The organism is Streptomyces sp. NBC_00631, from assembly GCF_045206895.1.
GTDB lineage: Bacteria > Actinomycetota > Actinomycetes > Streptomycetales > Streptomycetaceae > Streptomyces.
Genome location: NZ_CP107734.1, coordinates 4,576,654 through 4,589,250, shown reverse-complemented (window position 1 = coordinate 4,589,250; position 12,597 = coordinate 4,576,654). Strand labels below are relative to the sequence as shown.

The 12,597-nt window shown below is 73.2% G+C and carries 6 protein-coding genes; all 6 read right to left on the bottom strand.

What is annotated here, in order from left to right; translation table 11 throughout:
- Position 1: 1 nt before the first annotated feature.
- The 6 genes from OHB00_RS21015 to OHB00_RS20990 all read right to left on the bottom strand — a co-directional run bounded on the left by OHB00_RS21015 (position 2) and on the right by OHB00_RS20990 (position 12,477).
- Positions 2-2,194 carry a bifunctional glycosyltransferase family 2 protein/CDP-glycerol:glycerophosphate glycerophosphotransferase gene (locus OHB00_RS21015; protein ID WP_406436430.1) on the bottom strand — a complete coding sequence of 731 codons (2,193 nt, stop codon included), beginning with the start codon at positions 2,192-2,194 and terminating at the stop codon, positions 2-4.
- A gap of 124 nt (positions 2,195-2,318) precedes the next feature.
- Positions 2,319-4,580 carry a CDP-glycerol glycerophosphotransferase family protein gene (locus tag OHB00_RS21010; RefSeq protein WP_406436429.1) on the bottom strand — a complete coding sequence of 754 codons (2,262 nt, stop codon included), beginning with the start codon at positions 4,578-4,580 and terminating at the stop codon, positions 2,319-2,321.
- Positions 4,581-4,746: 166 nt separating this feature from the next.
- Complete coding sequence (locus OHB00_RS21005) at positions 4,747-5,586, bottom strand: carbohydrate ABC transporter permease (RefSeq protein ID WP_406436428.1); 840 nt, start codon at positions 5,584-5,586, stop codon at positions 4,747-4,749.
- Between the two features lie 91 nt (positions 5,587-5,677).
- Entirely contained in the window at positions 5,678-7,021 is a 1,344-nt protein-coding gene (locus tag OHB00_RS21000; RefSeq protein WP_406436427.1) for a carbohydrate ABC transporter permease, read from the bottom strand.
- A 13-nt stretch (positions 7,022-7,034) separates the two neighbouring features.
- The gene (locus OHB00_RS20995; RefSeq protein ID WP_406436426.1) at positions 7,035-8,411 is read right to left on the bottom strand and encodes an ABC transporter substrate-binding protein; all 1,377 of its coding nucleotides are present in this window, start codon (positions 8,409-8,411) and stop codon (positions 7,035-7,037) included.
- A 286-nt stretch (positions 8,412-8,697) separates the two neighbouring features.
- A complete protein-coding gene (locus tag OHB00_RS20990; protein ID WP_406436425.1) occupies positions 8,698-12,477 on the bottom strand; it encodes an FHA domain-containing protein in 3,780 nt (1,259 codons plus the stop codon).
- Between the last annotated feature and the right edge of the window lie 120 nt (positions 12,478-12,597).

The following is a 12,597-nucleotide window of genomic DNA, read 5'->3' as shown; positions in this document are numbered from 1 at the left end:
GTCAGCTCCTGACGAGGGTCGCGGCCGGGGCGGGCAGACGTTCGGCGAGCGGGATCACCGTCGGGATGTCCTGGGGAGGCCGGCCGAGGAACACCCGCCGTACGACGCGTTCGGCGGCCAGGCCGTCGTCGAACTGGCAGAAACGCGTGCGGAACGCGGCCCGCAGCTGCCTGGACTCCGGGCCCAGGTAGGAGCCGTCGCGGAAGATCCGGGCCAGCTCCTCAGGGGTGCCGGCGATCGGCCCCGGCGGCTCGGCCATCAGGTCGAAGTAGACGCCCCGGGTCTGCCGGTAGACCTCCCAGTCGTCGGCGTAGACGACGATCGGCCGGTCCAGGTTGGCGTAGTCGAACATGATGGAGGAGTAGTCGGTGATCAGCGCGTCCGCGGCCAGGCACACGTCCTCCGCCGAGCGGTGCGCGGTGACGTCGATGACCCGGCCGCTGCCCTTGCCGACGCCCCGGTCGTAGAAGTAGTGGGCGCGCAGCAGGACGACGACGTCCTCGCCGGCCGCCTCGCAGAACGCCTCCAGGTCGAGGCCGGGCTCGAAGCCGGTGTGGTGGTCGCGGTGGGTGGGGGCGTACAGCACGGCCGTCCTGCCGTCCGGGACGCCCAGCCGCCGGCGGGCCCGGACCACGTCGTGGGCGGTCGCGGTGTAGTAGACGTCGTTGCGCGGATAGCCGTACTCAAGGGTCTGGTACGAGCCGGGGAAGGCGCGCTCCCACGTCTGGGTGGAGTGGCGGTTGGAGGAGAGGTTGAAGTCCCAGCGGTCGACGCGGCCGAGCAGTTTGGCGAAGCTGCCGGTCCGGGCGGCGACCACCGGGTACGTCGACTGGTCGATGCCCATCTTCTTCAGCGGGGTGCCGTGCTGCGTCTGGACGTGCACGCTGCCCCGCCGTTTGACGACCCCCTCGGCGAAGTTGGCGTTGTTGACGAGGTACTTGGCGCGGGCCAGCACCTGCCAGTAACGGCGGCTGCCGATCACCGCGTACTCGACGTCCTGCGGCATGGTGTGCTCCTGGCCGGCCTCGACCAGGAACACCGAGCGGATGTGCGGGGCGAGATCACGGGCCACGGCGTGGATCGCGGCCGGGTTGCAGACGTAACCGCGCCCCCAGTAGGCGCAGTACACGGCGAGGTTGGCGTCCAGCGGGCGGCGCAGGTCCAGGGCGTACCGCAGCCGGGTGAGCGGCATGTGCGGGCGGGGCAGCCGCTCGGCCGCCCGGGCCGCGACCCGGTTGGCACCGCGCAGGGCCCGGAACGCCGTGTACGCGCCCGCCGCGAGGAGCCGGTGCTGGATCCCCACACTCCCGCCCGGCATCCGGAACCCGGCGGGCCGGTGCGTGCGGTGCAGCCGGGCCGCGCGCCGGAAGAACGCCCGGTGCCCGGACGGCATCCGGTCCGGCCGCGCGGCCGTCTTCAGCACCACCCCGAAGACCTGCTCGAACAGCGCCCGCGCCCGGTCACCGGGCAGCCCGGCGGCCCGCTCCAGCACCAGCTCCACCTGGTCGAGGAGTTCCCGCTGGTGCGGTCCGGGCAGATTCAGCCGGCTGCCCTGCCGGCGCAGCCGGTGCCGTACGACCACCGAGCGCAGCACCGCGATCCGCTCGGCGGCGACGGTGGTCAGGCCGCCCCAGCCGAGGTCGGTGAAGTGCCCGTCCGGAAAGCTCAGCCGCCGTTCGGCCAGGAAGGCGCGGCGATAGGCCGCACTCCAGGCCGGCAGCGCCACGCCCGTCAGCCGGGGCGCCCGGTCCGGGGTGAACGCGCCGTTCGGGACGCCCGCCAGCAAGGGCGCCGCCGGGTTGGCCGGCTCGCCCTCCCACCAGGGTGTCCGCTCGTGCTCGACGTACAGGACGTCCACGTCACCGGTCTCGGCGAGCCGTGCGTCGAGCAGCGCCAGCGCGCCCGGGACCAGTACGTCGTCGCCGTCGAGGAACAGCAGATACGTGCCGTTCGCCGCCCGGATCCCGGCGTTCCGGGCCCCGCTGAGCCCGGCGGACGGCGGGGAGTGCACCGAGGCCACCCGGGAGTCCCGCTCGGCGTAGGCGGCGGCGACCGCGGCGGCCGGGGCGTCGGGCGCGTCGCAGACCGGGATCAGCTCCAGGTCGCCGAAGGACTGGGCGAGGACCGAGTCCAGCGCCTGGGAGAGCCGGCCGGCGACCCCGTGGGACGGGACGATGATGCTGAAGCGGGGCATGCTGCTCTTTCTCAGGTGTGCATGCGGCCCGGCCTTCCCGTCGGCCGCCAGGTGGACGGCCGGGACGGAGTGGGCCGCGAGGTGTTGGGGGCCATGAGAGAACTCCCTGCAAGGCAAACGGCGTTCAGCGGCCCTCGGTGACGGGCAGATGGCCGGAAGGTTGCGGAACGGTGGCCAGCGGGGAGTGGACGAGCCCCGAGGCCGCCGAGGGCACGGGGTGGCGCTCCGCCGGCGGGATGAACTCCGGCAGCCCGGCCGTCTCGCCGAGCACCACGTGCCGGACGACCCGCTCGGCGGCGCGTCCGTCGTCGTACCGGCAGAACCGCTCGCGGAACGCGGCGCGCAACTGGGCGGAGCGGGAGCCGCGCCAGTGGCCGGTGGCGAAGATGTCGATCAGTTCGTCCTCGGTGCGGGCGACCGCCCCGGGCGGGCTGGAGCGCAGGTCGAAGTAGGTGCCGCGGGCCGCGTGGTAGGCGTCCCAGTCCTCGGTGTGCACGACGATCGGCCGGTCCAGGTTGGCGTAGTCGAACATGATGGACGAGTAGTCGGTGACCAGCGCGTCCGCGGCCAGGCAGAGGGACTCCACGCTGGGGTGGCCGCTGACGTCGATCACCCGGTTCCCGGATGCCAGGGGACCGCCGTGCCAGTAGTGGGCGCGGGCCAGGATCACGAAGCGCGGCCCGAGACGGCGCACGATCCGGTCCAGGTCGAGGGCGGGGCGCTGGGTGCGCCGGTAGTCGCGGTGGGTGGGCGCGTACAGCAGGGCGACCGTGCCCTCCGGGACGCCGAGCGACTCGCGGATCCGGGTGACGTCGGCCGAGGTGGCCTGCTGGAACACGTCGTTGCGCGGGTAGCCGTATTCGAGGGTCCGGTATCCGCCGGGGTAGACCCGTTCCCAGGTCAGGGTGGTGTGCCGGTTGGCGGACAGCACGTAGTCCCACTTGTCGACGCCCCGCAGGAGCTCCTCGAAGTCCATGCCGGCGGCGGCCGCCGGGTGGTCCTGGAGGTCCAGGCCCATGTGCTTGAGGGGGGTGCCGTGCTGGGTCTGCACGAAGACCTGGCCGGGGCGCTTTTGCAGCCGCCGGTCGAAGTTGACGTTGTTGACCAGGTACTTGGAGCGGGCCAGCGCCGTCCAGTAGCCGAAGGTGCCCGGACGCAGCCGGCGGGGGCCCGGCGGGATCGTGTGGTGATGTTCGGCGCGGGCGATCCACGCGGTGCGGATGTGCGGGGCATGGGTGCGGAACGCCTTCTCCAGCGCACCCGGATTGCAGCTGTGACCGCGGTTCCAGTAGGCGGCGAAGACCGCGCGGTCGGCGCGCAGCGGGAGCCGCAACTGGACCCGGTAGTGCAGCTGGAGCAGGGCCGAACGCAGGGCCCGGGCGGACTTGACGCCGGCCTTGAGGGCGCGGCGGCGGGCGGACATCGCCAGCTGGAGGGCGCGATAGGTGCGGTGCAGGCCGTAGTGGACGAGGCCGTGGCGCAGCCGGGTGCGCCACGGCACCGGCGTGCCCCGGGACTGGTAACGGCGGTAGTAGGCGCGGGCCGTGCGCAGGAAGGCGGCGCGGCTGCCCTTCGGGAGCCGGTCCCGCCGGGTGAACACCGTGGTGAAGTGGTCGATCATGCGGCGGAACAGGACCGGCCGCCAGCGGGCGAGTTCCGGCCGCTCCTCGATGAACGCGAAGACCCGGTCGTACTGTCCGAAGATGTCGAAGTGCCGGCGGCTCGTGGTGCCCAGGATGCTGCCCCGCCGCCGCTGCCGGTAGTCCACACAGACCCGGTCGAGGGTGGCGATCGACTCTGCGGTCATCAGGACCGGGTAGGTCCAGGGCGTGTCCTCGTAGTAGCCGGGTGGGAAGACGAAGTCGTTCTCCTCGACGAACTCCCGCCGGTACGCCTTGTTCCAGGCCACCATGAGCACCCGCAGCAGGCCCGGCCGGTCCTCAAGGCGGAACGGCACCGGCCCCTGCTCGGTCAGTTGCGGCGCGACCCTGTTGCGCTCCGCGCGGCCCGTCCAGAACGTCCGCGCGTAGTCGTACACCAGCACGTCCGGATCGCCGGTCTCCTTGATCCGGTCGGCGATCGCCCGCAGCGCGTCCGGCGTGAGGGTGTCGTCGCTGTCCAGGAAGAGCAGGTAGTCGCCGCGCGCCTGTGCCATCCCCGCGTTGCGGGCGCCGCCCAGGCCCTGGTTCTCCGGCAGGTGCAGGGCCTGCACGCGCGCGTCCCTGGCCGCGTACTCGTCGATGATCGTGCCGCAGGCGTCCGGTGAGCAGTCGTCGACGGCGATCAGTTCCAGATCGGGGTACGACTGCGAGAGCACCGAGTCCAGGCACTCGGACAGATACGCCTGGACCTGGTACGCGGGGACAATGACACTGAACCTGGGCAAGGGGCATCCATGGGTCGGTCGGCGCGGGCGTTCTGCCCGGGAACGGCCAATGGAGTGATTTGGTTACGGTTCCCTACGTCATGTGGGTTACGTTCCGTGAGCGGTCAGGGGCGAGCCGATGGCCGACTCGCCCCTTCGGAGACCTTTTTGAAGGGCCCTTGTGCGGTTATTTGACCGCGCCCGCCATCACCCCCGACACGAACTGCCGCTGGAAGGCGAAGAACACGGCCAGCGGGATCACCATCGAGATGAAGGCGCCGGGCGCGAGGACGTCGACGTTGTTGCCGAACTGGCGGACCTGGGTCTGCAGCGCGACCGTGATCGGCTGGGTGCCCGACTTGGTGAACACCAGCGCGACCAGCATGTCGTTCCACACCCACAGGAACTGGAAGATGCCCAGGCTCGCGATCGCCGGCCCGCCGAGCGGCATCACCACCCGGGTGAACAGCCGCAGTTCACCGGCGCCGTCGAGGCGGGCCGCCTCCAGCAGCTCCCGCGGGATCTCCGCGAAGAAGTTCCGCAGCAGGAACACCGCGAACGGCAGACCGAAGCCGACATGGAAGAGGATCACCCCGAAGATCGTCCCGAACAGGCCGATCCTGCCGAAGAGTTCGGCGATCGGGATCAGCGCGACCTGGACGGGCACGACCAGGAGACTGACCACGATCAGGAACCACCAGTCCCGGCCCGGGAACTCCATCCACGCGAACGCGTAACCGGCCAGCGCCCCGATGATCACGACCAGGATCGTCGCCGGGACGGTGATCAGCACCGTGTTCCAGAGGGAGTTGGTGATGTCGCTGTTCTCAAGGAGCTTCTGGTAGCTGTCGAACGTCAGCTGGGACGGCTTGGCGAACACATGCCACCAGCCGCTCGCGCTCATGTCCTCCGGGGATCTGAGGGAGGACGCGAGCAGCCCGATCGTCGGCACCAGCCAGAACAGGGCGACGACGATCAGGAAGACCCGCACCAGACCGCCGTTGATCTTCTCCAACAACCAGCTCATCGCCGCTCCTCCCGCCGCAGCCGGCGCACGTTGCTGCGCTGTCCCGGGGGGTGACCCCCGGACCCCCAGCCGAAAAACAGGCGGTGCACGTTCATCGCCGCTCCTCCCGCCGCAGCCGGCGCACGTTGAACAGCATCACGGGGATGACCAGGAGGAGCAGGAACACCGCGATCGCGCTCGCGATGCCCGGCTGGCCCTCCGAGAAGCCCTTGCGGTACAGCTCCAGGGCGAGCACGTTGGCGTCGTCCTGCGAGGAACCGGGGGCGATGATGTACACGAGGTCGAAGACCTTCAGCACGTTGATCATCAGGGTGACGGTGACCACCGCGAGGACCGGTGCGAGCAGCGGCACGGTGATCTTGCGGAACACCTGCCACTCGCTCGCCCCGTCGACCCGCGCCGCCTCAAGCAGCTCCCGGGGCACGCCCGCCAGCCCGGCCGCGATCAGCACCATCGCGAAGCCCGCCCACATCCAGACGTACGACCCGATGATCGCGGGGGTGACGAGGGACGGGCCGAGCCAGTCGACGCCGTTGTAGGGCTGTTTGAAGTTGCTCGCGGGCAGCCTGAGCTGGGCGCCGTCCGCGGCGGCGGGGAGGGTGAAGGTGCCGTCGGCGGCGGCCTTGGCGGACGCCACCACCTTGCCGTTGACGACCGCCTCGACGCGCATGCCGGGGTAGCCGAGCTCGGACGGGTCGGGGGCGCCCAGTCTGCCGACGCCCTTGCCGCGGGTGAAGTCCTGCCAGGTCGTGCCGGTGATCTTCCCCGGGTCGGGCTTGGCCGCCACGGCTTTCTTGGCGCCGTCGGGCATCTGGTCGGGGGCGACGCCGACGAGGGGGAGGGCGACGGTCTGGCCGGTGTGGACGGTGGCCGTGGTGATGAAGCCGCCCTGGTCCGGTTTCAGGGGCGACTCGCGGCCCGGGTGGGCGTTCGGGAACGCGGAGGACTGGGCGAAGGTGTCGTGGATCCCGACCCACACCGCGTTGGCGACGCCCTTGTCCGGGTCCTGGTCGTAGACGAGGCGGAAGATGATCCCGGCGGCCAGCATCGAGATCGCCATCGGCATGAAGACGACCAGTTTGAACGCCGTGCCCCAGCGCACCCGCTCGGTCAGCACGGCGAAGACCAGACCGAGGGCCGTGGAGACCGCGGGCGCGAACACCACCCAGATGATGTTGTTCTTCAGGGCGGTACGGATGCCGTCGTCCGTGAAGATCGCCTTGTAGTTGTCGAAGCCGGCGAAACCGTTCCCGTCGGCGTTGTAGAAGCTGCGGATCAGCGAGTACCCGATCGGGTAGACCACGAGCGCGCCGAGCAGCACCAGGGCGGGGAGGAGAAACAGGGCCGCCACGGTCCTGCGGGTTCCGGTCACGCTCTTGCGGGGCTTGGGGGCGGCGGGGGCCTCGGCGACCCCCGCCGCTGCGGGTGATGCCATCGCCGGGACCCGGTCAGCTTCCGCTGCCGTAGGCGGCCGCCGCGTCCTTCTCCAGCTTCGCCTGGGTGCCCGCGACGGCCGTCGGGTTCTGCAGGAAGTCCTGCAGATCCTTCCACTCGCCCTTGCCCGGGGTGCCGCCGAACGCCTGCGGGGCCTGGTCGGACATGTCGAAGCGGAAGTCGTCACCGGAGGCGATCAGGGACTTGGCGATGGTGCGCTGCACCTCGTTCGGATAGGCCGAGTCCGGCACGTTCTTGTTCGGCGAGAGATAGCCGCCGAGCTTCGCCTGGATGGTCGCCGCGTCCGGGGAGGCCAGGAACTTCGCCAGCGCCTGGGCGCCCTTGGAGTCCTTGAAGACGACGGCCGCGTCACCGCCGGAGACCACGGGTGCGGTGGAGCCGACCGCCGGGAACGGGAACACCTTGGCGTCCGTGCCCACCTTCGCCTTGGTCTCCCCGATGTTGACCTGGACGAAGTCGCCCTCGTAGACCATCGCCGCCTTCGGCTGGTCGCCGCCGGTGAAGGTCTGGGTGACCGAGGCCGGGAACTCCGTCTGCAGCGCTCCGGACGCGTTGCCCGCGACGTACCCCTTCTTGCCCCAGATCTGGGCGAGCGTGGTCAGCGCCTGCTTCACCGACGGGTCGGTCCACTTGATCTTGTGCTGGGCGAGCTGGTCGTACTTCTCCGGGCCCGCCTGGGAGAGGTAGACGTTCTCGAACCAGTCGGTCAGCGTCCAGCCGTCGGCGCCGCCGATCGAGAACGGGGTGACGCCCGAGTCGTACACCGCCTGCGCCGTCGTCAGCAGGTCCTGCCAGGTCTTCGGCTCCTTGGCGCCCGCGTTCTCGAAGACCTTGGTGTTGTACCAGATCAGGGACTTGTTGGCGGCCTTGTAGTAGACGCCGTACTGCTTGCCGCCGACCTTGCCGATGTCCTGCCAGCCCTGCGAGTAGTTCTTCTGCACTTCCGTGATCGTGTCGGCGCTCAGCGGCTTCGCCCAGCCCTTCTGCACGGCCTGCTTGATCGCGCCGGGCTGGGGCAGCAGCGCGATGTCCGGCGGCTGACCGCCCGCGATCTTCGATCCCAGGAAGTTGATGATCGGGTCCTGGGCGGGCACGAAGGTGACCTTCGCGCCGGTGCGCTTCTCGAACTCCGCGAGCACCTGCTTGAAGTTCTTCTGCTCCTGGCCGGTCCAGACGGCGGCCACTTCGAGGGTGGTGCCGTTGAGCTTCGGAAGGGTGAGGGTGCTGGTCTCGGTGGCGCCGGTGCTGTTGTCGCCGTCGGATTTCTTGTCGTTGCTACCGCACGCGGTGAGGGCGAGAGAGCCCGCGAGCAGTGCGGCGAGCGCGGCGAGGGCCCTGTGTGTCCGGATGGTGTTGCTCATGACGCGCATCACACTTCCCCGTTCGTCGTTCCTCATTGAACGTCAGAACTCTGTCCCGTGCGCTCCGGTGTACGCGGGGGCCGCTTGCGCGGCAAGGGTGCCTACGGGGGAGGGCCGGGGATCGTGATCGCGTTGTGATCGGTGGCGGGGGGTCGGTGCGGGCGTCCACCGGGGGCTGCCGCCCCCGGACCCCGCTTCGGCCTGGACGGTTTCGTCCTCAATCGCCGGACGGGCTAGGGGTGGTGCGGACCGGCTCTCGTCCTCGGGCCATGGGGTGGCTGGACATTCGCGGTCGCTACAGCAGCGACGGGACCTCCGCCGCCGAGACCTCCTTCGCCGCCCGCTCCACCGCGCTGGCCAGCAGGGCCAGGTCGGTCGGGCCGTTGCCCAGTTCGCGGACCGGGCGGCGGGCCGGGGGGTCGCCCATGCGGTGCCAGTCGAGGAGGACGACCGTGGGGCGCTGGGTCGCCGTGCGTGGGATACGGCCGGTGACGCGGCCCGTCTGGAACGCCGTGGTCCGGCCGTCCGGAGTGGTCAGACGGCCACGGCCCGGCGCCGGTTCGTCGGGGCCGCCGGAGGGGGTGTCCAGGGCGATGCGCAGGGTGGCCTGCCGGGCCGGCTCGGTCTCCGCCGTACGGCCGCCCGTGCCCGCCGCCGCGACCAGGTGCACGCCGAGCCGCTCGCCCTCCTTCGCCACCGCCTCCAGCGCCCGCATCACGGAACCCGCGGCCGGCCGGCCCGGTGAACCGAGGGCGGGGGAGACCAGGGCGTCCAGGTCGTCGACCACCACCACGAGCCGGGGGAGCGGGGGCGGCGCCTCCGTACGCCCGCGGGCCGCGGCGCCGGCCGACGGACGCAGACGGAGCGTCGAACTCGGCGGGGCCTCTATGTCGCCGGCGCCGGAGGCGGCGGGGCGGGCACGCTGCGGGACCATGCGGTCGGAGATCTCCCGCCGGCCGTGCCAGTCGGTGAAGTCGGAGCGGCCCAGCAGCTCGGCCCGCCGCTTCAGTTCGGCGCTCAGCGACTGCGCCAACTCCCGCATCCGCACCGGATCGTTGGCGGTGAGGTGGGTCGTGACATGCGGTATGTCCGTACAGACCCGCAGGCCCTCGCCGTGCCCGGCACCGGTGCCGACGCCGTCGCGGCCGTCGATCAGGACGATCCCGAGCCGGTCGGGGCGCTCGGCGGCGGCCAGCGAGGCCACTGCCGCCCGCAGCAGCTCCGTACGGCCGCTGCCGGGCGGGCCCTCGATCAGCAGATGCGGTCCCTCGGCCACCAGGTCGGCGGTGAGCGGGCCGCGAGGTCCGGCGCCGAGCACCGCCCTGGCCCGGCCGCCCAGCGACTCGGTGTCATCGGCCGCGTCCGCCCAACGGGCCATCAGCGACGCCGGGGTCGCCCTCGCCAGCCCCAGCTCGTCCAGCAGCCGGGCGGACTGGGGGAGGGGCGCGGCCACCCGCGTGTGCCGGTCGCCGGCCGGGCCGTCGGGGCGCAGCGGGGCCAGCGCCCGCGCGAACCGCTCGGCCCAGGCGGAAGAGACCGCGTCCACCGCGGCCAGGGTGCCGGGGCCGACCGGGCCGACGTGACCGGCATGCCCGGCCGAGACGCGCATGAGGTGCAGTGCCGTGGCCACGTCCCCGCTGAGCAGCGCCACCGCGCCGCACTCCCGGAACGTCGGCGTCACCGCGCACGCCTCCTCGTAGGTCCGGTCGACCGGGGAGGTGGACGAGGTGGGGGCCGTCTCCGCCAGGCAGATCACGTGCACTCCGGCACGCGGTCCGGCGGCGGTCAGCCGCGCCACCGCGTCGCGCAGCGCGGAACCGCCGGGGTCGCCGTCCACGACGACGACCGTGTACGGCCCCGGGAAGCCGCCCCTGCGGTCGTCGTCGGCGCCGAGGTCGCGGGCCCAGGAGGGGCGGTGGGCGCCATCCGGGGGTGAGGCCTCCGCCGCCGTCCGGGCCGGTGCGGGTGCCTGTGCCGGGGCTGGTGCCGGGCGGTCTGAGGGGGTGGCCGGCCTGCGCGGGGCGGACAGCTCCTCCGTGCGGCGCAGCAACTCCTCGATGCGCGCCGCCGCCTGTTCACGGTCGTAGGCCAGCAGCAGGCGGCAGTCCTGGCCGTGCCCGGGGCGGATGTGCGGGAGCCAGCCGAGCCAGGACCACTCGGCCGTGCGCTCCTCCAGGGAGCGGGCCCGGTCCGCGCTGATCAGCACGATCTCCAGCAGGTCGGGCGAGTGCAGCGCGGCGAGCTGGGCCAGGACCGCGCGGGCGAGGCCGGCCAGGCGGGTGCGCGGTCCTGCCAGGCCGAGGGCGCCGGCCTCCCGCAGGTCGGCGGTGACCGGGACGGCGGGGAGCAGGCCCGAGCCGTCCGGCGCCGGGCGGTCCGCCGTGCCGAGCCGGACGGTGAGCGCCTCCGGGTGGCCGGGGCCGCGCTCCCAGAGGCGGGGGCCGGGGCCGAGAGCGGTCAGCAGCAGGGCGGCGGGGTCCGGCCAGGTCTCCGGCTGGGCGGGCACTCCGACGGACATGGCGCCGCCGTCCTGCGCCGCGGTCTCCTCGTCGGCGGCCGACGGGGGCTCACCGCGCCCGCCGGCCAGCCGCCGGGCCCAGGCCCCGAGCCCGCCGCGCCTGCGGGCGCCGGGCAGGACGGGGGCGTCGGTACCGCGGAGGGGGGTGCCTTTGCGCCTGCCGGAGGGGACGGGGGTGTCCGTGGGGCCGTCGGCCGGGGCGCTGTCGGTCGGCGCGGGGCGGTGCGGGGCCGCGGCTGCGGGAGCGCCGGACGTGGGTCGGGTGGCGGCGCTTCCGGGAGTTCCGGCGTGCCCGGCGCTCGCGGCGGCGCCCGGGCCGCCGAGCACTCCGGATCGGCCGGCATGCGTGTCGCCGGAACGGTGCTGGACGCCGGAGCCGGGTGCCGTGCCCAGGCCGTGTCCCGCCTCTGATCCGTGGGCCGGGACGGTGCCGTACGCCGTGCTCGGACTCGGACCGTGCCCCGCGGCCGAACCGGCGCGTGGGCCCGGCAGCGTGCCGCGGCCGCCGGGCGAAGGGTGTCCGAGGCGGTCACCGTCGTCCCCGTGCTCGGCCGGCGGCTGCTCGGCGTCGTGCCCGGCGGCCGGCGGGAATCCGCCCGCGGGCCCGTCGGGCCCGGCCGGTAGTCCGCTTGCCCGGGCGGTCCGCGGTGATCCGTCCCCGTGACCGGCCGCCGGCAGGCCGCCGCCCCGGCTCTCGATCCTCGGTGCGTCCCCCTGCGCCGGCACCACCGGTGGCTCGGGAGAGCCGTGCTCCTGGCCCCCGGCCGCCCCGCCCGCGGCTCCCCAGCCCGCGGTGCCGTAGGCGTGATGGGTACGGCCCGCCGGAGCGGCCGTACCGCCCCCGGGGCCGGTGGAACCGCCGCCGTCGGCCCCCTCGTCCCCGGGCAGCACGCGCACGCACCCCTCCCCGTCGGGTGCCGTGCCCACCCGGGCCCCCGGTCCCCCGGACGGCGTAAGCCGCAGGGCCGATTCTCCGATGCGCAGGAGCGAGCCGGGGGTGAGGCGGACCGGGCGGTCGGTGACGCGGGTGCCGTCCAGCGCCGTGCCGTTGGTGGAGTGCAGGTCGGCGACCGAGACCCGGCCGTCGGCCGCGACCGTGACCGCGCAGTGCAGCCGGGAGACGTCCGGGTCGTCGAGCGGGACGTCGGCGTCGGCGGAGCGGCCGATGGTGATCTGGCCGCCGTGCAGGAGGTGGACCCCGCCCGCGTCCGGGCCGGCGATGACGTGCAGCTGGGTCGGGGCGTCGTCCAGCTCGGGGTGCGGCTCGGGGGCCGCGGGGGCGCCCAGGGACAGCACCGCGCCGTCGACCAGCGGGGGCTCGCCCAGGATGCGGCGGCGGGCGTCCAGCCGCTCCACCCCGGCGTACAGCACGACCGGGGCGCCGCTCTGCTCACGGCCGCCCAGGCTGCCGTCCCCGGTGACCGCCGAGGCCAGCCCCGACGCCACCGCGGCCAGGTCCGTGCCCGCGGGTGCCGTCACCAGCACGTCGCGGCTCAGGGCCCGGCCCCGCTGCGCGGCAGGGCCCAGCGGGTCTACGACGGTCAGCCGGATCTGCATCGCCGTCAGCGGTCCCTTCTGCGCGGGCGCGGAATTCCCCCCACCGCCACGAGCACGTCGGCCAGTTCTGCTGTCAAACGCATCCTCGCACCTGCCACTGACAACGCGCCCACGCCCCGA

Bases quoted from the DNA above. Each gene is read 5' to 3' on its own strand.
- OHB00_RS21015 (WP_406436430.1), bottom strand. From the start codon at position 2,194: ATGCCCCGCTTCAGCATCATCGTCCCGTCCCACGGGGTCGCCGGCCGG.
- OHB00_RS21005 (WP_406436428.1), bottom strand. From the start codon at position 5,586: ATGAGCTGGTTGTTGGAGAAGATCAACGGCGGTCTGGTGCGGGTCTTC.
- OHB00_RS21000 (WP_406436427.1), bottom strand. From the start codon at position 7,021: ATGGCATCACCCGCAGCGGCGGGGGTCGCCGAGGCCCCCGCCGCCCCC.
- OHB00_RS20995 (WP_406436426.1), bottom strand. From the start codon at position 8,411: ATGCGCGTCATGAGCAACACCATCCGGACACACAGGGCCCTCGCCGCG.
- OHB00_RS20990 (WP_406436425.1), bottom strand. From the start codon at position 12,477: ATGCAGATCCGGCTGACCGTCGTAGACCCGCTGGGCCCTGCCGCGCAG.